Raw genomic sequence first — 21,003 nt, forward strand, 5'->3', positions numbered from 1 at the left:
CCGCAGCCCCATTAGCAAATCACTCAAAATGCCGAAAAATAGGCAGTGACCGGACCGAGTTCGTCAGGCGTCGCGCAGGCGCAGCAGCAGCCCGCCGCACAGCAGCGCCCCCGCGGCCCACGCCGCCAGGACGCCGAGCCCGGCCCACGGGCCGAGGGGCAGGACGTCCGTGGTGGCCTGGACGGCCAGCCCGGCGTTCACCGGCGAGATCTTCCACAGCAGGAGCCGCAGGTCCTCGTCCCTGATCATGAGGATGGCGATCGGGAAGAGGTAGAGCAAGCCGAGCACGACCCCGGTGGCCGCCGCCGAGTCCCGTACGACCGTCGCCACGCCCAGGCCGAGCAGGGCGATCAGCGCGAGATAGAGCACGGACCCGACAACGGCGCGCGGCGGAAGGGCGGACCCACCGGACAGGAACCCCGCCACCGCCGACCCGAGCACGCCCAGGGTCCCCGCGACCAGCGTCACCCCCGTGAGAACCCCCGCCTTGGCGGCCAGCGTGACGGCCCGGCGGGGCATCGCGGTCAGGGTGGTCCGGATCATCCCCGTGCCGTACTCGCCGCAGACCGCCACCACGGCCAGCAGCGCGACCAGCCCCTGCCCGAGCTGGACCCCGAAGAGGCCGACCCGGGCCGGGTCGTGGCCGCATCCCGCCGGCGCGCACGTCGTGAACCCCACGGCGGCGGCGCTCCCGGCCACGGTCAGCGCCACGACGCCGGGCAGCAGCCACCAGGCGGCCGGCGCGGTGCGCAGCTTCGTCCACTCGGCACGGAGCTCCCGTCTCACGCGTCCCTCCGCTCGATCCGGTACGCGGCCAGCCCCAGCGCCAGCGCCGCGTAGGCGCACAGCACGGCGAAGCCGGCCCACGGCGGCAGCGGGAAGTACCCGGCGGCCGGCGCGTAAAGGCCGGTGACGTGCGCGTACTCCGGGAGGCTCTGCTGGATCGCGAAACCGGCGGCCGGGGTGAGCCGCAGCAGCCACCGCGCGGCCTCGTCGGGCACGATGGACGCGATCGCCAGGGCGTACGGGACGACGAGCGTGACGATCGCCGTGACGACCGCCATCGAGCCGCGCCGGAAGAGCGTCCCCAGAGCCAGGGCGAAGACGGCGGCCACGGCGAGCAGCGCCGCGACGCCCACGACCACCCGCAGCTCCGTGAACGTGCTCACCGGCAGCGTGTAGACGCCGTTGCCACGCCCGATCCGGCGCGCGAGCGCGGGCGTGACGGCGGTGGCGGCCAGCCCGAGGACGAACGTGACCCCGCCCACCACCGCCGCCTTGGCCACCGGCACCCGGCCGCGCCGCGGGCCGGCCAGCAGCGTCGTGTGGATCAGCCCCCGCCGGTACTCGGTGCTCACGAACAGCACCGCGACCACGATGACCACGATGAGCGCGACCAGCGAGCCGATCAGTGAGCGCTCGATGGTGCTCTGCGTCGTGTTCGGGGCGATGTCGCCCGTTCCGGTGACGGCGAACTCCTCACCGTTGCGGACGAGCCCGCCCGGATGGTGCACGCTGCCGTCGGGGTTCACCTCCGCGCCGACGTCGTCGCGGCTCCAGGCGCCGCCGGTCGCCGCGCCCCGCACGCTCACCCCGTCCATGAGCGCGGTGGCCTCGGCGAAGCGGGACGACGCGGCGGAGCCGCCGAGGGTGTTCGGGGTCACCCGGATGTCGCCCGGGGAGGCGGCGAACAGGCCGACGCGCACCCGGGCCGGGAGGCCGGGCAGGCGGGCCGTGCCGACCCTGGTCCAGCGCGCGCCGTCGGGCGACTCCTCGCCGGTGATCGTCTCACCGGCGCGGGTCAGCCGCAGCCAGCGGGGCGCGCCTGAGGGGCCGGCGCCCGCCAGGTCCTCGGTGTAGTCGTACTGCATCCGTACGCCGTGGGCGCCGGTGAGCAGCACGGCCGCGTACGGGCTGCCCGGCTCGGTGCTCTCCTTGATCATCACACCGGCCTTGGCCCACGGCACGAGGCCGGAGACCACGTTCCTGACGCCCGGGGTGGCGTCGGGCAGGCGGATCTGGCCGCTCATGGAGGCCACCCGCGCGGTGATCGTCCCGTCGCCGTCCAGGGGCTGGTGGACGAAATAGAAGCGGTCCTCCACCGCCAGGCCGTCGGGGCCGAGGGGCGGTACGGGGCAGGGCACCTCGACCGGGCCCCGGCTGCACGAGGAGTGGCCGGCGGCCGCGAAGAGGGCGCCGAACCCCACGATGAGCAACGCGGCCAGCACCAGGCCCGCCATCCAGCCGCGTACTGTCCTGAGCTTGGTCCACTCCGCCCGCAGCAGCCGGGTCATCGCGCCGCCCCGCGGAATTCGGCGGCGTCCCTGGTGAGATCCAGGTACGCCTCCTCCAGCGTCGCCCGATGCGCGCTCACCTCGGAGAACGGCACCGCCCGCGCACCGAGCACCGCCACGATCCGGTCGGCGGGCAGCCCGGAGACGACGAGCGCCTCCCGGTCGCCGGCGGCCACCGTGGCCCCGGCGCCGGCGAGCGCCGCCATGGCCTGCGACCGCGCCGAGGTACGCACCGTCACCCGGTCATGTGAGGCCCCGGCGATCAGCTCGGCCACCCCGACGTCCATGACGACCCGGCCGCGGCCCACCACCACGAGATGGCCGGCGCCGTCTTCGAGCTCGCTCATCAGATGGCTGGAGACCAGCACGGCCCGGCCTTCGGCGGCCAGCTCCCGCAGGAAGCCGCGGATCCACACGATGCCCTCCGGGTCGAGCCCGTTGAACGGCTCGTCGAGCATGAGCACGGGCGGGTCGCCGAGCAGCGCCGCGGCGATCCCGAGCCGCTGGCGCATGCCCAGGGAGTAGCCGCCCGCCCGCCGCCGCGCCGCCGGGGCCAGCCCGACCAGGCCGAGCACCTCGTCCACCCGCCCGGCGCCCAGCCCCTGGGAGTGGGCCAGCCACAGCAGGTGGTCGCGCCCGCTGCGGCTCGGCTGCAGCGCTCCGGCGTCGAGCAGCGCGCCGACGTGCCGCAGCGGGTCGCGCAGGCTCCGGTACGGCCGCCCGCCCACCAGCGCGCGGCCCTCGTCGGGAGCGTCCAGCCCGAGCACCACCCGCATCGTCGTGGACTTGCCCGCCCCGTTCGGCCCGACGAAGCCGGTCACCCTCCCGGGCAGCACCCTGAACGTCATCCCGTCCAGCGCGAGCGTCCGCCCGAACCGCTTGCGCAGCCCGCTGACTTCAATGGTCGCATCCATGCCCAGCGAGCCTAGGCAGCGGCGGCCGCGCGATCGTCACGCGGGCGAGCGATCTCCGCCGTCCCTCACGTGAGGGATGCGGAAGGCCGGGCGGCACGGAACAATGCTCGTCGTGGAGCGTGTGGACGGCCGACGGAGCCTGTGGACGGGTGTGAAGCCATGGCTGCCGATCGCGATCGTCGCCCTGCTGGCCTTACTGGGGCTGGCCGAGTCGCTCGCCCAGGCCGGGATCGTCCCGGTGCTGTTCGGCGACACGTCGCCGGCCCCGATGAACGACGCGGCGAACGGCGCGGTGAACGGCGCGACGAACGCCCCGGCGACCGGGCTGGCCGCGGAGGCGCCGCGCTATGTGATCATCTTTCCCCTGCTGGCGCTGGCCACCACGCTGCCGCTCGCCCTGCTGTGGAACCGGGTGGCCATGGCCGCGCTCCTGATCTCCGGGGCGAGCCTGCTGTCGATCACGGCCTTCCACACGCTGACCGTCGCCGGGCTGATCGCGCAGCTCCTCGCGGGCTACCGGCACGGGCGCCACGGGGATCCGGCGCCGGCGGTGCTCGCCACCGTGCCGTTCCCGCTGCTGGCCGTGGTGCTCGCGGCGGGCGGCGGGCCCGACGGCCCGCTGCGGCTGTTCTCCCTGCTGCTGGCCTGCCTGCTCCCCGCTGCGGCGCTGGCCGGGGTCGCCCGCCGTGCCCGCGGCCAGGCGCGGGCCGACACGGCCGCCCGGGAGGTCATCGCCGGCAACCTGCTGGAGCACACCGCGCGCGGCGAGCGCGCCCGCATCGCCCGTGAGCTGCACGACATCGTCGCCCACCACATCTCGATGGTGGCCGTGCAGGCGGAGGCGGCCCGGCTGGCCGTCCCGGGCATGCCGGAGGCCGGGGCCGAGCGGCTGTCGGCGATCGGTGACACCGCCAGGTCGGCGCTGACCGAGATGCGGCGGCTGCTCGGCGTGCTGCGCGAGGACGCCGAACAGGAGGCGACCTGGCGGCCCCAGCCCAGCCTGAGCCTCGACGAGCTCAACGAGCTGCTCGACGAGTCGCGGGAGGCGTCGGGCAGCGGCACGCGGCTGATCCTGCGGGGCACGCCGGTCGAGCTGGATCCGGGGGTGGGGCTGGCGGCGTACCGGATCGTCCAGGAGGCGCTCACCAACGCGCGGCGGCACGCGCCGGGCGCCGCCGTGGACGTGGAGCTCGACTACACCGGCGGCGACCTGCGCCTGCTCGTCCGTGACAACGGCCCGGGGCCGGCCGGCGAGCGCGAGGAGGCGGACGGCGGGCAGGAGGACGGCGGGCACGGGCTGACCGGCATGCGGGAGCGGGCGGCGGCGGTCGGCGGTGAGCTGAGCACCGGGCCCGCGCCCGGCGGCGGCTTCCTGGTGGAGGCCCGGCTGCCGGGCGGCGGCGAGGACGGCTGATGAGCCGGATCCGCGTGGTCATCGCCGACGACCATCTGGTGGTGCGCACGGGGTTCGCCGAACTGCTCGACACGCAGCCGGACTTCGAGGTGGCCGGCACCGCCGCCGACGGGGCCGAGGCCGTGCGGAGCTGCCGGGAGCTCTCCCCTGACGTCGTGCTCATGGACGTGCGCATGCCGGGCATGAGCGGCATCGAGGCCACCCGGCTGCTGGCCGGTCCCGAGGGGCCGAGGGTGCTCATCCTGACCACGTTCGACCTCGACGAGTACGTCTACGACGCCCTGCGCGCCGGGGCCAGCGGCTTCCTGCTCAAGGACGTCACCGCCGAGCGCCTCTTCGACGCCGTACGCGTGATCGCCGCCGGGGAGGCGCTGCTGGCCCCGGCCGTCACCCGCCGCCTCATCGGCGAGTTCGCCAGGATCGGTCCCAGGAAGGGCCCGGCCGCCGCGTCGCTGGCCCGGCTCACCCCGCGCGAGACCCAGGTCCTGCGGCTCGTCGCCGAGGGCCTGTCCAACCCGGAGATCGCGACCCGGCTGGTGGTCACCGAGGAGACGGTCAAGACCCACGTGAGCCGGGTGCTGAACAAGCTGGGCCTGCGCGACAGGACCCAGGCCGTCGTGACCGCCTACGAGACGGGCCTGGTCGTGCCCGGTGAACGGGCGTGACCAGGCCGCTCGCCGTCGTCAGAAGTCGAAGTCGTCGATGTTGTCCTTGTTGAACACGGTGGGCTTGCCGAGCAGCACCTCGCCCTTGGCGCCGACGGTGTACTCGCCGAGCTTGCCGGCCTTGAACTTCTCCCCTTCGGCGCCGGTGATCTGCCCCGAGGCCAGCGCGGCGGCGGCGTAGGAGGCCAGGTAGCCCAGGTCGGCCGGGTTCCACAGCTCGAACGCCTCGATGGTGCCGTCCTTGACGAACTTCCTGAGCTGGTTGGGGGTGCCCAGGCCGGTCAGCTTGACCTTGCCCTTGGACGGCGAGTCCGACAGGTAGCGGGCCGCGGCGGCGATGCCGACGGTGGTGGGCGAGATGATGCCGGCCAGGTCCGGATAGGAGCGCAGCAGGCCCTGGGTCTCGGTGAAGGACTTCTGGTCGTCGTCGTTGCCGTAGGCGACCTTGACCAGCTCCATGTCCTTGTACTCGGGCTTTTCGAGCTCGTCCTTCATGAACTCGATCCAGGTGTTCTGGTTGGTGGCGTTCGGGGTGGCGGACAGGACCGCGATCTTGCCCTTGTGGCCGATCTGCTCGGCCAGGAGCTGCACCTCCGTACGGCCCAGGTCCTCGGCGCCGGCCTGGTTGACGAAGATGTGGCGGCCGTCGGCGGCGGTGTCGGAGTCGTAGCTGACGACCTTGATCCCGGCGGCCATGGCCTGCTTGAGCGCGGGCACCACGGCGTTGGGGTCGTTGGCCGAGATGACGATGGCGTCCTGCTTCTGCTGCATCAGCGTGTTGATGTAGGACACCTGCGAGGACGCGCTCGCGTCGGACGGCCCGACCTCCTTGCCCTCGCCGCCGAACTCCTTGGCGGCCGTGATGCCGCCGCCGTCGGCGATCGTGAAGTACGGGTTGTTGACCTGCTTGGGCAGGAACGCGATCTTGAGTCCCTGTTTGAGTGGCGCGTTGGGGTCGGCCGCGGCCGACGACGCCGCGGTGGCCGGGGCTGAGGACTGCTGGGCGACGTCGCTCTTCGTGGTGCCGCCGCAGGCGGCCGTCAGAAGGACGAGGCCGGCGAGCAGCGCCGTTCGCCGCCAAGGGGTACGCGTTTTCATGAAGCGGACTTCCCTTCCACTTGTGGTGATGTGCGCCGCCGCCAGACCGCCCCCAGGTTCGGCGCCAGCACGGATGCGACGAGCAGCAGGCCCGTCACGAAGTTCAGGACCTCGTTGGCCACGTCGGCGAGGATCAGCGCGTTGCGTACGACGCCGAGCAGCAGCACCGCCATCAGGACCCCGGGCAGCGTGCCGCGCCCGCCGAAGATCGACACGCCGCCGAGCAGGACGGCGGCCACCACGGCCAGCTCCAGCCCCATGCCGTTGTCCGCGCGGGCGCTGGCGTAGCGGAACGTGTACACGAGGGAGGCCAGCGAGGCCATCACCCCGGAGGCCACGAACAGCCAGAACTTGATCCGCTTGACCCGCACGCCCGAGAAGTAGGCGGCCTCCTCGTTGGAGCCGAGCGCGAAGATCGCCCGGCCGAGCCCGGTCGCGTGCAGCACCACGGCGGCGATGGCCGCCAGCACCGCGACCAGCACGGTGGCCAGGGGCAGGGGGCCGATCGAGGCCGTGGCCAGGCCGGTGTAGGCGGGCGGCAGGTCGGCCACCGCCTGGTCGCCGAGCATCACGTACGCCAGGCCGCGGAACAGCGCGAACGTGCCGATCGTGACCGCCAGCGAGGGCAGGCCGAGCCGGGTGACGAGCAGGCCGTTCAGGGCGCCGCACGCCGCCCCGACGAGCAGGCAGATCGGCATGATCAGCTCGATGGCCAGCCCGGCGTTCCACAACCAGCCGAGCACCGCGCAGGACAGGCCCAGCGTGGAGGCCACGGACAGGTCGATCTCGGCCGCCACGACGACCAGCGTCATGGTCAGGGCCATCAGGGCGATCTCGGTGGTGTCGAGGAGCAGGAAGGAGACGTTGGAGCCGTTGGCGAAGCCGTCCACGCCGAGCGAGGCCCACAGGGTGACGGCGACCAGCAGGACGAGGATCAGCCCCTCCCACCGGCGGACCAGGTCAACGCGCATCGGGGAACCTCCTGCGACGGGCCGGGTCGGTGCGGGCCAGGAGACCTCCCGCGCGGGGCGGGTCAGTGCGCATCGTGGAACCTCCTGCGGCGCAGGGCCGCGGCCACCCGCAGCGCGAGCACGCGGTCGAGAACGATGGCGGCGATCAGCAGGGCGCCGTTGATCGCGGTCTGGGCGAGCGCGTCCACCCGCAGCACGGCCAGCGCGCTGGTGATGCCGGCCAGCAGCAGCGCCCCGAGCGCCGCCCCGTAGACGGTGCCGCTGCCGCCGAAGATGGCCACGCCGCCGACCACGACGGCGGCGATCACGTCGAGCTCCTTGCCCGTCGCCACGGTCGCGTCCACGGTGCCGAACCTGGCCGCCCACATCACGCCGGCCAGCCCGGCCAGCGCGCCGCTCGCGACGAAGGCCGCGACGATCCGGCGCCGGACGTCGATCCCGGCCAGGACGGCGGCCTCGGGATTGGAGCCGATGGCGTACAGCTCGCGGCCGGAGCGCAGGTTGCGCAGCATCCAGCCGACGACCAGCAGCACGGCCAGGGCGACGAGCGCGAGCAGGGGCACGCCGAGGACCGAGCGGGTGCCCAGGGACAGGAAGCCCTCGGGCATGTCGGCCGCGTTGACCTGCCGGCCGCCGGCCCAGGCGTAGTCGATGCCGCGGAAGGCGTACAGGGTGCCGAGGGTGGCGACCAGCGCGGGCACCTTGGCCGCGCCGACGAGCAGGCCGTTCACCGCCCCGCAGACGGCGCCCAGGAGCACGCAGCCGGCGATCACGACGGGGATGGGCACGCCCGGATGATCGGCCAGGATGAGCGCGCCCCCGAACGCCGACAGGCCCACCACGGAGCTGACCGACAGGTCCACGTTCCTGGTGATGACGACGAGCGTCTGGCCGACGGCGAGCAGGGCCACGATGGCGGAGTTGAGCAGGATGTCGCGCAGGCTGCCGTAGCTGAGGAAGCTCGGGTTGACCGCGCCCGTGACGCCGAACAGGACGCCGAGCGCGACCACGATGCCGAGCTCGCGCACCCGGGCGACCCGGTCCACCAGCCGCCGCCCGCCGTTGCGCCGCACGCCCTCCTCGGGCCGGGCCGCGGTGGCCGTCACGCGGACCCCCTCGTCACGGTGACCGCCCCGGCGTACGCGCTCAAGCCGCTTGCCATGGTGACCGCTCCGGCGTACGCGCTCGTGCCGCCTGTCACAGGAGGCGCGCTCATGCCGCGCTCCTTCCGGTGGCGGCGGCCATCACGTTCTCCTCGGTCGCCTCCGCACGGCCGAGCTCGGCGACCAGCCGTCCTTCGTGCATGACCAGCACCCGGTCGGCCATGCCGAGCACCTCGGGCAGCTCGGAGGAGATCATCAGCACCGCCACCCCGTTCCCGGCCAGCTCCGACAGCAGCCGGTGCACCTCGGCCTTGGTCCCGACATCGATCCCCCGGGTCGGCTCGTCCACGATGAGCACCGACGGTCTGCGGGCCAGCCACTTGGCCAGCACGACCTTCTGCTGGTTGCCGCCGGACAGCACGTTGACCGGGTCTGTCAGGCGGGCGAACTTCAGCCGCAGCCGCACCGCCCAGTCCCTGGCCCGCTCCCGCTCGGCCGGCCGGGAGATCAGCGGCCCCCTGCGGACCTCGGCCAGCCCGGCGAGCCCGATGTTGCGCTCGATGGACAGGTCCATGACCAGCCCCTGTTGCCGCCGGTCCTCGGGGACCAGGGCCAGCCCGGCCGCCATGGCCGCCGTGGGGCTGGCGGGCCGCAGCCGTTCGCCGTCCACCTCGACGCCGCCGGCGTCCCATCGGTCGATGCCGAACACGGCCCTCGCGACCTCGCTGCGCCCGGCCCCGACCAGCCCGGCCAGCGCGACGATCTCGCCCCGGCGGACCTCGAAGGAGACGTCGGTGAAGACACCTTCGCGGGTGAGCCGGCTCACCCGCAGCGCCACCTCGCCGGTGTCGGTCTCCTGCTTGGGGAACAGGGCCTCCAGCTCCCTGCCGACCATCCGGCGTACGAGGTCGTCGGGGGTGATGCCGGAGATCAGGTCGGTGGCCACGAAGGCGCCGTCGCGCAGGGTGGTCACCCGCCGGCACAGCTCGAACATCTCCTCCAGCCGGTGGGAGATGAACAGCAGCGCGCACCCCTGCTCGCGCAGCGCCCTGGCCACGCCGAACAGCCGGGCGACCTCCTTGCCGGACAGCGCGGCGGTGGGCTCGTCCATGACGAGCACCCGCGCCTGCCGCGAGAGCGCCTTGGCGATCTCCACGAGCTGCTGGTCGGCGATCGACAGGCCGCGCGCGGGCTGGTCGGGGTCGAGCCGCACGCCGAGCCGGGTGAACAGCTCGGCGGCGCTCGCGCGCATGGCGCGCCGGTCGATGCCGAAGCGGGAGCGGGGCTGGCGGCCCATGAAGATGTTCTCCATGACCGACAGGTCGGGGAACAGGGTCGGCTCCTGGTAGATCACCGCGACCCCGGCCCGCTGCGCGTCGGCCGGCCCGGCGAACTCGACCGGCTCGCCGTCCAGCAGGATCCGGCCGGAGTCCGGCCGGTGCACACCCGAAAGGATCTTCACGAGCGTCGACTTTCCGGCGCCGTTCTCTCCGGCGAGCGCGTGCACCTCGCCGGGGAAGAGATCAAGGGAGACCTCGCGCACGGCGCGGACCGCGCCGAACGCCTTGCTGACCTGTGAGAGGGATAGAACGGGAGTCTGATCCATGTGCCGCACTCCCGGCAAAATCGTTTTAAGCGGTGGGAGGACCGTAGATCAGCCAGCGGTGCCGCGTCAATGGTCGGTCACAGCGAGATTTCCGTAGTGCTGCTGAAGCCTCTGCCTCTGTCAGAATTGTTACGTTTTAAGCGCCTCACTCCCGGGAAAGGAAGAGCGGGCCACGGGCGGGCAGACCTCGCGGCGGTATCGGCCGGGCGCCAGGCCGTGCTCGCGCTTGAAGGCGTTGGCGAAGGAGAACTCCGAGGTGTATCCCACCCGGGCGGCGATCGCGCCCAGCCCGTCTTCCGACTCCCGCAGCAGGCGGGCGGCGGTGGCCAGCCGCCACCACGTCAGGTAGCCGAGCGGCGGCTGCCCCACCAGCGCCGTGAACCGCCGGGCGAACGCGGCCCGCGACAGCCCCGCTCGCTCGCCCATCTCCTTGACCGTCCACGGCCGGGCGGGGTCGCGGTGCACGGCGTCGAGCACGGCGCTGATCTGCGGGTCGGCCAGGGCCGCGGCCCAGCCGGTGACCTCGCAGTGGCCGGGCTCGGAGTCGAACCAGGCCCGCAGGATGTAGAGCAGCAGCAGGTCGAGCAGGGACGACACGACCGTGTCGGCGCCCAGGCGGGGCCGGTGCACCTCCGCGCCCAGCAGGTCGACCGCGACGCGCAGCTCGGTGTGCCGGCCCAGCTCGGCCGGCAGGTGGATCAGGTCGGGCAGGTCGCGCAGGATCGGATGGGCGCGGCTCGCGTCGATGCGGTAGCCGCCGCACAGCAGGACCGTGGCCGCGCCGGGGCCCTCGATGAAGGCGGAGGCGAACAGGTCTGTCTCCTCCAGCGGATCGCAGGCCGGCTCGGCCACCGGCGTGAACGGGGAGTCGGCGATCGCGTAGCCGTGCCCGTGCGGGAAGAACAGCACGTCACCGGCCGACAGCGCGACCGGCTCACCGCCGGGCGGGAGCAGCCAGCCCGACCCCCGCAGCACGACCTGGAACCCGGCCGACCCGGGCGCCGAGGGGAAGCGCTGCCCCCAGGGCGCATGCCACTCGACGCGGGCGGAGCGGGGCCGGCCGGTACGCATGATCGCGATCACGTCGCTGAGCACGTCCATGGCGGCAGTCTAGACCCCAAGACGCTGAAGCATGAAAGACGCGACCCTCACGTATTGGCCGTCTCAGCCTTTCGCTCCTAGGGTTTTCCCATGCAGACCATGAGAGCAGCCAGAATCCACGGGTACGGCGACGCCTCGGTGATCAGGCACGACCGGATCCCGGTCCCGAGCCCCGCCCCCGGAGAGGTCCTGATCGAGGTGGCGGCCACGTCCTTCAACCCGTCGGAGGTCGGCCTGCGCGCCGGCCTCCTGCGCGGAGTGCTCGACGTGACCCTGCCGCACACCCTCGGCTGGGACGTCGCGGGCACCGTGCTCGGCACCGGCGCGGGCGTCACCGCCCTCGGCACGGGCGACCGCGTGTTCGGCCAGGTGAACGGCGCCGCCGCCGAGTACGTGACGGCCCCAGCCGACACCCTGTGCCGGGCGCCCGAGAGCATCCCCCTGGCCCACGCGGCCGCCATCCCGGTCGCCGGGCTCACCGCCTGGCAGGCGGTCCACGAGCACGCCCGGATCACCCCCGGGCAGCGGGTGCTGATCAACGGCGCGGGCGGCGGCATCGGCCTGTTCGCCGTGCAGCTCGCCAAGCTCGCGGGCGCCACCGTGACGGCCACGGCGAGCCCGCGCAGCGCGGCGGCCGTGGCCCGGCTGGGCGCGGACGAGGTGGTCGACTACACCTCCGCCCCGCTGCCGGGCGGCATGGACGTGCTGCTCAACCTGGCCGCGGTCGCCGAGGCGGACGCGGCGGCCCTGGCCGGGCTCGCGCGCACCGTGATCACCGTCGCCACGCCGATCGAGGGCGGCACCCACTTCATCACCCGCAACGACCCGGAACAGCTCGCCGCGATCGCCGCCCTGATCGACAAGGGCGAGCTGATCGTCGAAGCCGAGACCTACCCGCTGTCGGAGCTGGCGGGGCTGCACCGCCGGGCCGAGGCCGGCGGCACGCGCGGCAAGATCCTCCTCACCGTGTGAGGCGGCTAGGGGGTGAAGTGGCGCAGGACCTCGGGGTTGGCCATGGCGTCCGGGTTGGCGGCCTGGTCGACGGGGGTGCCGAGCAGGATCTTGCGCACGGGCACCTCGAGCTTCTTGCCTGACAGCGTGCGCGGGATGCCGGGCACGGCGCGGATCTCGTTGGGCACGTGCCGGGGGGACAGCTCCTTGCGCAGGGCGTCGCAGAGCGCGCGCCGCAGCGGCTCGCCCAGCTCGGCGCCCTCGGCGAGGGTGACGTACAGGAGCAGCCGCCCTTCCTGCCCGAGCTGCCCCGTGTCGATCACGAGGCTGTCGGCGATCTCCTCGAACCGCTCGACGACCCGGTAGAACTCGCTGGTGCCCATCCGCACGCCGCCCCGGTTGAGGGTCGAGTCGGAGCGTCCGTAGATGACGCAGCTCCCGTCGTCGTTGATCTTGATCCAGTCGCCGTGCCGCCACACGCCGGGATAGACGTCGAAGTAGCTCTCGGTGTAGCGCTCGCCCCCGGGGTCGTTCCAGAACATCACCGGCATCGAGGGCATCGGCTGGGTCAGCACCAGCTCCCCCACCTCGCCGACGACGGACTTGCCGGCCGGGTCGTACGACTCCACCCTCGCCCCCAGCGACCGGCACGGGATGACCCCGGCCCTGATCGGGTGCACCATGGTGGCCCCGACGAACCCCGTGCACACGTCGGTGCCGCCGGAGAAGGACCCGATCGGGATCCCGGGCAGCTCGGACGCCACCCAGGCGAACCCCTCGGGCGGCAGCGGCGACCCGGTCGAGCCCACCCCGCGCAGCCGGTCGAGGCCCTCGGGGTGGATGCCGGCCTTGAGCGAGGCCATGATGTACGGCGCCCCGACCCCGAAGTAGGTCACCCCTTCCGAGGCCGCGATCCGCCACAGCGCGGCGGCCGAAGGATAGGTGGCCGAGCCGTCGTACAGCACGGGCGTGGCCCCCACCAGGAGGGAGCCGATGAGGTAGTTCCACATCATCCAGCCCGTGGTGGTGTACCAGAAGAACACCTCGCCCTCCCCCAGGTCCTGGTGGAAGGCGAGCGACTTCAGGTGTTCGAGCACCACGCCGCCGTGGCCGTGCACGATCGGCTTGGGCAGCCCGGTCGTGCCGCTGGAGTAGAGGATCCACAGCGGGTGGTCGAACGGCACCCGCTCGAACTCCAGCGGCCCCTCCTCGGCCCGCAGGCCCTCCCAGCCGATCACCTCGCCGTGCGGCAGCTCCCGCGCGTGCCCGGGGGCCGGCTCGGCCTGCTGCGGCGCGCGGCCCTCCGCGGCCGCCGCCAGGTAGGGGATCCACACGGTCGCGCGGAGCGAGGGCAGCTCGGCGGCGATCTCGTTGACCGCGGCCGAACGGTCGAAGCTCTTGCCGTTGTAGAGGTAGCCGTCGACGGCGATGAGCACCTTGGGCTCGATCTGCTTGAACCGGTCGACGATGCTCGCCACCCCGAAGTCGGGCGAGCCGGCCGACCAGATCGCCCCCAGCGAGGCGGTGGCCAGGCAGGCGATCACCGCCTGCGGGATGTTCGGCAGGTAGGCGGCCACCCGGTCGCCGCGCCCCACGCCGAGCCGGACCAGCCCCGTGCGCACGCGGGCGACCTCGTCGCGCAGCTCGGCCCAGGTCAGCTCCTGCCGGCCGCCGTCCTCGGAGACGAACACCAGGGCGGTGCCCTCGGTGCGCCGCAGGGCGTTCTCGGCGTAGTTGAGCGAACTGCCGGCGAACCAGGTGACGCCGGGCATCGTCCCGGAGAGCACGGGCCCGTCGCCCCGGTCCCCGATGACCTCGAAATAGTCCCAGATCGACGTCCAGAACTCCGTGGGCCGGTCAACGGACCAGCGCCACGCGTCGTCGTAGCCGCCGGGCCGGCCCAGCCATCGCAGGTAGCGGGTCAACCGCGCCGACTCCACGACCTCGTCGCCCGGCTCCCAGAGAAGCTCGCCCTCAGCAACCATGTGCCCCATCCTGTCGCCCGTCCGGCGGAAAGTCATACCCGCCTTTCCCCATAACTTGCTACCTCCGTAGGTGGTCCACCGCCATACGCGCGGCGGTGCCGATCACGGCGTCGGCGCGCGGCTGGTTGAGCGCGGTGCTGAAGGAACGGGTGGAGACGGACACGGCGTAGCGGGCGCCGTCGGGGTATTCGACGACGCCTGACTCGCAGCGCAGGGTCGGCAGCGTGCCGGTCTTGCCGCTGACGGCGACGTCGTCGTACGGGAAACCGGAGGCCAGCCGGTGTGGCCACACCTGCCCGTTGAGCACGGCCCGCATCCAGGCGCACGACTCGCCGGAGGCCGCCTCGTCGCGCCAGATCAGCCCGAACAGCGTGGTCATCTCGCGTGAGGTGCTGCGGTTGGCCCGCGCGGGATCCAGCGCGCTCAGCCGCGCTATGTCGTCGGGATCCACGAACGGCCACCCGTGCCCGGTGTCCACACGCATGCTGTGGAGCATCTCCCGCGCGCTCTGCACGACGCGCGTCTCGCGCAGCCCGAACGAGTCCAGCATGGTGTTGATCGCGTCGTACCCGACCCCGGCCAGCAGTTTGTCGGCGGAGGTGTTGTCGCTCACCGCGATCATCGAGTACGCCAGGTCGCGCAGCGAGATCGTCACGTCGTCGAGCATCGCGGACAGCCCCGTCGGCCCGGTCACCCGGTCGGCGGCCGTCACGGTGACCCGGGCGGACAGGTCGACCAGCCCGGCGTCGGCCTGCCGGCAGAGCGCCACCAGCAGCGGCACCTTGAACATCGACGCCGTGACCAGCGGCTCGTCGGCGGCGAGGCCCACCTCGTGCCCGGTGTCGATGTCGACGGCGTGCAGCCGGCCGGTGACGCCGGCCATCCGGAACAGGCTCTCGAAGTCGGGCGCGCTCATGCCAGCATCCCCGGCCTGCGGCTGATCCGCCGCGCGGGCACGGCGCCTTCGTCCGTCATCCCGCCGCTCTCCTTCAACGTCCGTACGGCCACGTCCGCGAAGTCATTGACCGGTGTCGTGGCCACGCGCCAGGCGGTGGAGACCCGGCTCGTGATCGGCGAGCCTAGCAGTGGCCGCCAGGCCAGCCCCGGCACCTCCGCCCTGGGCCCGAACGCCACCGCCGCCCCCGCCATCACCAGCCCCATCCCGGCGCCCTGGTGCACCTGTACGGGGACGAAGCCGTGGCGGCGGCACTCCGACAGCGTCTCCGCGTGCCAGCCGGGCTCGCCCTCCTTGGGCGGCATGAGCAGCTCGCGTCCCGCCAGGTCGGCCAGGTGCACCTCGCCGACGCCCGTGAGCGGGTCTCCGGCGGCCAGCAGCACGCCCTGCGGCTGCAGCAGGATCCGGCCGTACTCGAGGCCGGGGGCGGTGACCGGATGCCGGACGAGGCCCACGTCGATCGAGCCCTCGGCCAGGGCCGTCACCTGGTCGGCGGTCCAGATCTCGGCGGGCGCGAGGCGTACCTCGGGGTGGCTCTCGCGAAAGCCGGCGACCAGGGCGGCGAGCACGGTCGCGGCCAGGTCGGGTGGCACGCCCACCTTGAGCACCGTGCCCTGGCCCTGCCGGGCCAGCTCGTGCAGCCGGTCCACCCGGGCCACGATGTCGCGGGCCTCGCCCAGGAGCAGCCGGCCCTCCTCGGTGAGCCGGACCTGCCGGGCGGAGCGGTCGAAGAGCCGGACGCCGAGCTCCTCCTCCAGGCGTTTGATGCGCTGGCTGAGCGGCGGCTGGGCCATGCCGAGCCGGATCGCCGCGTTGCCGAAGTGGAGTTCCTCGGCCACCACGACGAAGTAGCGGAGATGCCGGACCAGGTCCATGACCAGCAAATATATCCAGATTTATATCCTGACGGCCGTCATATCAATATTGGACACCCCCGCCACGCCTCTGGTGTCCTCTCCGTCATGGCACCACAAACGGGGACAAGTTACGCTTACCTGCAGCCGGACCGGCCGCCGCGCCGCCGCCGCAGGAGATGGCCGTGGATCCTGGCCGGACTGCTGGTCCCGGCCGTCGCGGCAGGGGGCGTCATCTGGGCGCTGCGCACGGAGGGCGCGCCGGAGCAGACGGTCGACCAGTACCTCAGCGCCTGGTCCAGGAAGGACTACGCGGCGATGCGGGCGCTGGCGGCCGACCCGCCCGCCGACTTCGAGAGCCGGCACCGCCGCTTCCTCACCGACCTGAAGGCCACCGAGGCCACCTTCCACCGGCCCCTCCCGAGCGGGGTCTTCGCCGACACCGGCCCGGACCGCGACGGCTTCATCGGCTTCCAGGCCAGGGTGCTGGGGCAGCGCACCTGGGACTACGGCGGCCGGCTCAAACTGGTCGAGCGTGACCGTACGTGGAAGGTGGCCTGGACGCCCGCCTCCCTGCACCCCCTGCTCAAGGACGGCCGCTCGCTGCGGGTGATCACGCGGCCCGGCGACGCCGTACGGGTCGTGGCCGCCGACGGCACCCAGCTCAACACCCCGGCGGCGCCCGGCTCCGTCCAGCAGCTCGTCGAGGGCATGAAGCAGGCCTTGCCCGACCGGTTCAAGGCGTCGGCCGACTCCGGCATCGTCCTCTTCGAGGGCGACCGGGCCGTCCAGACCGTGGTGAAGGCGGGGACGACCCGGCCGATCCAGACCACGATCGACCTGAAGGTGCACCGGGCGGGGGCCGCGGCGCTCAAGGACGTGGACAAGCCGGTCTCCCTGGTGGCGCTGCGGGCCTCGACCGGGGAGATCCTGGCGGTGGTCAACGCGCCCGGCGGGTTCAACCGGGCGCTGATGGGCAAGTACCCGCCCGGTTCGACGTTCAAGGTCGTGACGGCCTCGGCGCTGGTCGCTGACGGGGTCGAGCCCGCGCAGCAGGTCACGTGCCCGGCCGAGAAGAACATCGGCGGCTTCCCGTTCCACAACGCCGGCTTCGAGGACTTCGGCACGCTGCCGTTCCGTGACGCGTTCGCGCACTCGTGCAACACCACGTTCGGGGAGATGAGCGTGGCGAAGCTGAACGCCGGGCGGCTCGGCGAGGTCGCCAAGAGCTTCGGCTTCGGCACCCCGATCACGCCGGGCGTCCCCGCCGTACGCGCCGAGTACCCCGACCCCAAGGACGACACCGACCTGGCCTCCGCCGCGATCGGACAGGGCCGGGTGCTGGCCAGCCCGCTCAACATGGCCTCGGTCGCCGCCGCCATCGCCTCGGGCGCGTGGATCCCGCCCAGGCTCGTCAAGGAGGAGCACATCCCGGACGCGCAACCGGACAACCCACGGCCGCTGGAGGAGGGCGTGGTCAAGGCCCTGCGCAAGCTCATGCCCGCCGTCGTCACCGACGGCACCGCCCACGCCGTACGCTTCCCGCCCGGCACGGCGGGCAAGACCGGGACGGCCGAGTACGGCTCGGGCGAGGAGCCGCCCGCGCACTCGTGGTTCATCGGCTACAAGGGCGACCTGGCGTTCGCGGTGATCGTCGAGGGCGGCGGCGCCGGCTCGGCCGTGGCGGCCCCGATCGCCGCCCGCTTCCTCCAGAACGCCCCCTGACCTCTGGGAGCGCGCTACCCGGCCTTCCGGTCCATCGGGGAGGTCAGTCCCGCGACCGCGGCCACCACCTCGGAGGCGTTGGACAGGTCGGGCAGCACGATGTCGGCCCCGGCCTCGCGCAGCTCGCCCGCCATCGACCGCCCGGAGGCGACCCCGATCATCGCCGCCCCGCCGATCCTGGCCGCCTGCACGTCGCGCGTGGAGTCTCCGATCACCACCGTGTTGGCCGCGGTGAACGGCGTGCCCAGGCGCTGCTTGGCCCGCGACTGCGCGACCTGCAGCAGCGTCGCCTTGGGATAGACCTCCTCGCCGTATCCCCCGAGCTCGAAGTCGATGTGCCTGTCCAGCCCGAACGCCTTCAGCTTGTGCACGGCGTTGCTCTTGATCGTGCCGGTCAGCACCGTCTGGACCACGCCGTCGAGCCGGGACACCGACTTCAGCGCGTCCTTGGCCCCGGCCATCATGCGCCCCTCCTTGGCCAGCCGCCCGCGCCGGTCGGCGAAGGCCATGGCGAGCGCCGACAGGAAGCGGGGCAGGTGGTCGTCCTCGGCCACGATGCCGTTGACGGCCAGCGTCTCGAAGACGATCTCCGAGTCGGGGCGGCCCAGCGGGGGCACGAGCTTGACCAGCGGGCGCCCGGTCACGACGCGGAACGCCTCGGCGTAGGCGTCTCTGCTCACGATGGCGACGTCGACCAGAGTCAGGTCGACGTTCCACAGCACAAGGCGGTTGATGGCAGCCTCCTGAGGGGGATCCCTGCAAGAGTACGGCCGCCACCGGGCCCGCGGCTCCCGCCTCGACGAATTTCAGGCGTGGTCGTTTCAGGCGTGGTCGAGCGCCTGGGCCAGCGTGTCGACCACCGGCAGCCCGGTCGCCTCCAGCTCGGCCCGCGACGTCATCCCGCCGGTGTAGAGCACGGCCCTGGCCCCCACGTGCTTGGCGGCGAGCCCGTCGTCCACGCTGTCGCCGATCACCAGGACCTCACCGGCGTCGACGCCCACGGCCTCGATGTGCGCGGCCATGTGCGCCGCCTTCTCCCCGCCGGTCAACCCGATCAGCCCGTCGATCCGGGTGAAGTGCGTCGTGATGCCGAACGAGTCGACCTTGGGCACCAGGTGCGAGTGCGGCGCCATCGAGCAGAGCGACTGCGTGCCGGTCCAGCTCGTGAGCGTGAGCAGCGCGTCGGCGGCGAGCCCGCAGGCGTCGCTCAGCCGGAAGTAGTGCTCGTGGAAGCCGTCGTCGAGCAGTTGCCACTCGCCCTCGTTCAGCGGGCGCCCCAGCAGGCGCTCGTAGGCGAGCCAGATGGGGCGGGTGTAGACCGCGCGGAGTCCGTCGGCGGTCAGCTCGGGCAGCGCGTACGGCCTGAAGACCTCGTTGGTGGCTCCGACCACGGCATCGACGTCGTGGAAGAGGGTGCCGTTCCAATCCCAGATAATGTGCTTAGTCATGTCATACCAGCCTAATCGGTAGGTGTGACATCGCGGTGAACGACTCGGGGCCGCGGCCCATCCGGCCACGACCCCTTCGCGCAGGCTACTTGCAGGCCTTGCTGGTGGTGCCGGCGCCGTTCTGGCCGCCCTTGCCGCCGTTCCACTGCACCGAGACACCGCCCCAGGCGCACATGTTGTTGGCCCAGATCATGTTGCCCCAGTGCCGGCCCTTGTTGCCCGGCTTGAAGCTGAACCGGTCGTACCGGCCGTCCGCGGCGTACACGCTGATGGTGCCGCGCGCGGAGGTGGCGGTGCTGACCTCGATCCAGTTCGTCTTGCACTTGCCGGACCACATCAGCTTGATCGTGCCGACCTGGCCGTTGGCCTTGCTGTTGATCGTGGCCGTCCGCACGGTGCGGGCGGAGTTGCCACAGCCCGACTTGTACGGGTCCTTGTGGTCGTACGGCTTGAGCGCGGCCTGGGCGTTCGCGGGAGAGCCTGCGAGGAGGGTCGCCGCCCCGAGGACGACCGCTACAACTCGACGCTTCACGTGAACCGACTCCTTCAGTCAGAGAATGGTGCTGCGTCGGGACCCTAGCGAGATCAACCGCTACGCGGTCAAGGAACTGTGACCGATGTAACGTCTCCGTTATGACCTGAGCACGTCGGGTATCTCCTGGGTTGCGTACCACATGAGCTCGTGGGCCTCGGCCCCGTCCACCGCGAACCGGGCGTCGTCGTCGCCCTGGTCGGAGGCGGGCAGCGCGTCGATCGCGGCCTCGATGTCGGCGACCGCCCCGTGGTCGTCGATGTGCACCGCGGCCACCTTGGTCAGCGGGATCGGCTCGGACAGGTGTACATGCGCGCGCTGCTCGAGGTCGGCGCCGACGATGACCACTCCGTCAGGCACCTCGGCGGCGATCACCACCCGCCGGGGCGCGGCCGCGCCGCCGTCGGCTCGGTCGGCGGCCAGCAGGCGCAGCGAGGCGCGGGCCGCCTCGGTGAGCGCGACGTATTCGAGCTCCTCGGTGTCGCCCGAGGCGTACCACTCGGTCAGCGCGGGGGTCACCGCGTAGCCGGTCAACGGAGCCGGGCCCAGCCCGCCCGCCTCGACCGCCGAGGCCAGGGCCGGAAGAGTGCACGGCAGATAGACGCGCATGACGTACCTTTCCAAGGGAGAACCTGCCACACCCTACTCGTAGCGCCTGGTCAGGCAGGCCGGTTTCAGGCCCGGCGCAGCGTGAGCCGCAGCACGGACTCGAGCTCCACGATGGTCGTGGGCGCGTCGCGGTGGTGGATCCCGGCGATGCCGAGCGCCCGGGCCGCGACGATGTTGGCCTCGATGTCGTCGATGAACACGCACTCCTCGCCGGCGAGCCCGATCTGGACGAGCGCGTGGCGGAAGATGCGCTCCTCGGGCTTGCGCATGCCGACCTCGCCGGAGATCACGACCGCGTCGAAGATCTCGTCCCAGTCGTCCCGGGGGTAGGTGTTGGACCAGGAGTTGGACAGCAGGCAGGTCCTGACGCCGTTGGCCCGTACGTCGCGGAGCATGTCGTACATCGCCTCGACCCGCTCGAACCCCGCGAACATGCGGTCCAGCAGCCCTTCGGCCACCGGCGGCTCCCCGTCCACGGTCAGCAGCCGGGCGGCGAGGTCGCGTTCGAAGGAGGGGCCGTCGAGCTCGCCGCGCTCGAGCGCGTGCACGATGCTCTCGCCGTCGCCGTTCCCGTAGGCGTGGTCGATCATCCGGCGCATGACCTCGCGGTAGTGGTCGCCGTCGATGCGGTCAGCCATGATCCACCGCGCGATGGAGTCGGTGAGGCTGCTCGTCAGCACACCGCCCCAGTCGATGAGCACACCCGTAACCATCGTTCTAGAGTAGAGCGTCACGGAAATAGCTTTACCGCGGCCCACACTTTTATATATGGATATAA

Annotated in this window: 20 protein-coding genes; 4 read left to right on the forward strand and 16 right to left on the reverse strand. The window is 72.5% G+C overall.

Annotation, left to right across the window (positions count from 1 at the left end):
• Positions 1 to 63: 63 nt before the first annotated feature.
• Genes AB0I15_RS19410 through AB0I15_RS19420 form a run of 3 tightly spaced genes read right to left on the reverse strand, consistent with a single transcriptional unit; the run spans position 64 to position 3,208 of the window.
• Positions 64 to 786, reverse strand: coding sequence for an ABC transporter permease (locus AB0I15_RS19410; protein WP_358096889.1), 723 nt, complete (start codon positions 784 to 786; stop codon positions 64 to 66).
• On the reverse strand, positions 783 to 2,294 hold the full coding sequence (locus AB0I15_RS19415) for a hypothetical protein (RefSeq protein WP_358096892.1): 1,512 nt from the start codon (positions 2,292 to 2,294) through the stop codon (positions 783 to 785). Before AB0I15_RS19415 ends, AB0I15_RS19410 begins: the two co-directional genes overlap by 4 nt.
• The gene (locus AB0I15_RS19420) at positions 2,291 to 3,208 is read right to left on the reverse strand and encodes an ATP-binding cassette domain-containing protein (protein WP_358096895.1); all 918 of its coding nucleotides are present in this window, start codon (positions 3,206 to 3,208) and stop codon (positions 2,291 to 2,293) included. Before AB0I15_RS19420 ends, AB0I15_RS19415 begins: the two co-directional genes overlap by 4 nt.
• Positions 3,209 to 3,320: 112 nt before the next feature.
• On the opposite strand from AB0I15_RS19420, the gene AB0I15_RS19425 reads away from it, so the two are divergent.
• Entirely contained in the window at positions 3,321 to 4,622 is a 1,302-nt protein-coding gene (locus AB0I15_RS19425; RefSeq protein WP_358096899.1) for a sensor histidine kinase, read from the forward strand.
• Positions 4,622 to 5,287: a response regulator transcription factor gene (locus AB0I15_RS19430; protein WP_358096901.1), complete on the forward strand. Its 666-nt coding sequence runs from the start codon at positions 4,622 to 4,624 to the stop codon at positions 5,285 to 5,287. Before AB0I15_RS19425 ends, AB0I15_RS19430 begins: the two co-directional genes overlap by 1 nt.
• Before the next feature lie 18 nt (positions 5,288 to 5,305).
• On the opposite strand, the gene rhaS is transcribed toward AB0I15_RS19430, so the two are convergent.
• The 5 genes from rhaS to AB0I15_RS19455 form a co-directional block, all read right to left on the reverse strand.
• A complete protein-coding gene (gene rhaS / locus AB0I15_RS19435) occupies positions 5,306 to 6,385 on the reverse strand; it encodes a rhamnose ABC transporter substrate-binding protein (protein WP_358096903.1) in 1,080 nt (359 codons plus the stop codon).
• On the reverse strand, positions 6,382 to 7,356 hold the full coding sequence (locus AB0I15_RS19440; protein ID WP_358096906.1) for an ABC transporter permease: 975 nt from the start codon (positions 7,354 to 7,356) through the stop codon (positions 6,382 to 6,384). Before AB0I15_RS19440 ends, rhaS begins: the two co-directional genes overlap by 4 nt.
• A 62-nt stretch (positions 7,357 to 7,418) precedes the next feature.
• On the reverse strand, positions 7,419 to 8,462 hold the full coding sequence (locus AB0I15_RS19445; RefSeq protein ID WP_358096909.1) for an ABC transporter permease: 1,044 nt from the start codon (positions 8,460 to 8,462) through the stop codon (positions 7,419 to 7,421).
• A 106-nt stretch (positions 8,463 to 8,568) separates the two neighbouring features.
• On the reverse strand, positions 8,569 to 10,065 hold the full coding sequence (locus AB0I15_RS19450; RefSeq protein WP_358096912.1) for a sugar ABC transporter ATP-binding protein: 1,497 nt from the start codon (positions 10,063 to 10,065) through the stop codon (positions 8,569 to 8,571).
• A 129-nt stretch (positions 10,066 to 10,194) separates the two neighbouring features.
• Positions 10,195 to 11,166: an AraC family transcriptional regulator gene (locus tag AB0I15_RS19455; RefSeq protein ID WP_358096915.1), complete on the reverse strand. Its 972-nt coding sequence runs from the start codon at positions 11,164 to 11,166 to the stop codon at positions 10,195 to 10,197.
• 99 nt (positions 11,167 to 11,265) lie between these two features.
• Here AB0I15_RS19455 and AB0I15_RS19460 point away from each other — a divergent pair, with 99 nt between their 5' ends.
• A complete protein-coding gene (locus AB0I15_RS19460; RefSeq protein ID WP_358096918.1) occupies positions 11,266 to 12,138 on the forward strand; it encodes an NADP-dependent oxidoreductase in 873 nt (290 codons plus the stop codon).
• Between the two features lie 5 nt (positions 12,139 to 12,143).
• Here the strand turns inward: AB0I15_RS19460 and AB0I15_RS19465 are convergent, their stop codons facing one another.
• From AB0I15_RS19465 to AB0I15_RS19475, 3 genes are read right to left on the reverse strand one after another with little or no spacing between them, the layout of a single operon-like run.
• On the reverse strand, positions 12,144 to 14,102 hold the full coding sequence (locus AB0I15_RS19465) for an acetoacetate--CoA ligase (RefSeq protein WP_358096921.1): 1,959 nt from the start codon (positions 14,100 to 14,102) through the stop codon (positions 12,144 to 12,146).
• Between the two features lie 58 nt (positions 14,103 to 14,160).
• Positions 14,161 to 15,018, reverse strand: coding sequence for a serine hydrolase (locus AB0I15_RS19470; RefSeq protein WP_358096924.1), 858 nt, complete (start codon positions 15,016 to 15,018; stop codon positions 14,161 to 14,163).
• On the reverse strand, positions 15,015 to 15,932 hold the full coding sequence (locus tag AB0I15_RS19475; protein ID WP_358096927.1) for a LysR substrate-binding domain-containing protein: 918 nt from the start codon (positions 15,930 to 15,932) through the stop codon (positions 15,015 to 15,017). Before AB0I15_RS19475 ends, AB0I15_RS19470 begins: the two co-directional genes overlap by 4 nt.
• Before the next feature lie 87 nt (positions 15,933 to 16,019).
• On the opposite strand from AB0I15_RS19475, the gene AB0I15_RS19480 reads away from it, so the two are divergent.
• Positions 16,020 to 17,636, forward strand: coding sequence for a penicillin-binding transpeptidase domain-containing protein (locus tag AB0I15_RS19480; protein ID WP_358096930.1), 1,617 nt, complete (start codon positions 16,020 to 16,022; stop codon positions 17,634 to 17,636).
• A 14-nt stretch (positions 17,637 to 17,650) separates the two neighbouring features.
• Here the strand turns inward: AB0I15_RS19480 and AB0I15_RS19485 are convergent, their stop codons facing one another.
• The 5 genes from AB0I15_RS19485 to AB0I15_RS19505 form a co-directional block, all read right to left on the reverse strand.
• The gene (locus AB0I15_RS19485; RefSeq protein ID WP_358096933.1) at positions 17,651 to 18,358 is read right to left on the reverse strand and encodes a haloacid dehalogenase-like hydrolase; all 708 of its coding nucleotides are present in this window, start codon (positions 18,356 to 18,358) and stop codon (positions 17,651 to 17,653) included.
• A 99-nt stretch (positions 18,359 to 18,457) separates the two neighbouring features.
• Complete coding sequence (locus AB0I15_RS19490) at positions 18,458 to 19,084, reverse strand: HAD family hydrolase (RefSeq protein ID WP_358096935.1); 627 nt, start codon at positions 19,082 to 19,084, stop codon at positions 18,458 to 18,460.
• An 85-nt stretch (positions 19,085 to 19,169) separates the two neighbouring features.
• Positions 19,170 to 19,616 (reverse strand): DUF2690 domain-containing protein, encoded by a 447-nt coding sequence (locus AB0I15_RS19495; RefSeq protein WP_358096938.1) that lies wholly within the window; start codon positions 19,614 to 19,616, stop codon positions 19,170 to 19,172.
• 99 nt (positions 19,617 to 19,715) lie between these two features.
• A complete protein-coding gene (locus AB0I15_RS19500; RefSeq protein ID WP_358096941.1) occupies positions 19,716 to 20,225 on the reverse strand; it encodes a hypothetical protein in 510 nt (169 codons plus the stop codon).
• A 65-nt stretch (positions 20,226 to 20,290) separates the two neighbouring features.
• Entirely contained in the window at positions 20,291 to 20,938 is a 648-nt protein-coding gene (locus AB0I15_RS19505; protein ID WP_358096944.1) for an HAD family phosphatase, read from the reverse strand.
• Positions 20,939 to 21,003: the final 65 nt, after the last annotated feature.

Origin of the sequence: Nonomuraea sp. NPDC050643 (assembly GCF_040654715.1) — a bacterium.
In the GTDB taxonomy this organism is placed as follows: domain Bacteria; phylum Actinomycetota; class Actinomycetes; order Streptosporangiales; family Streptosporangiaceae; genus Nonomuraea.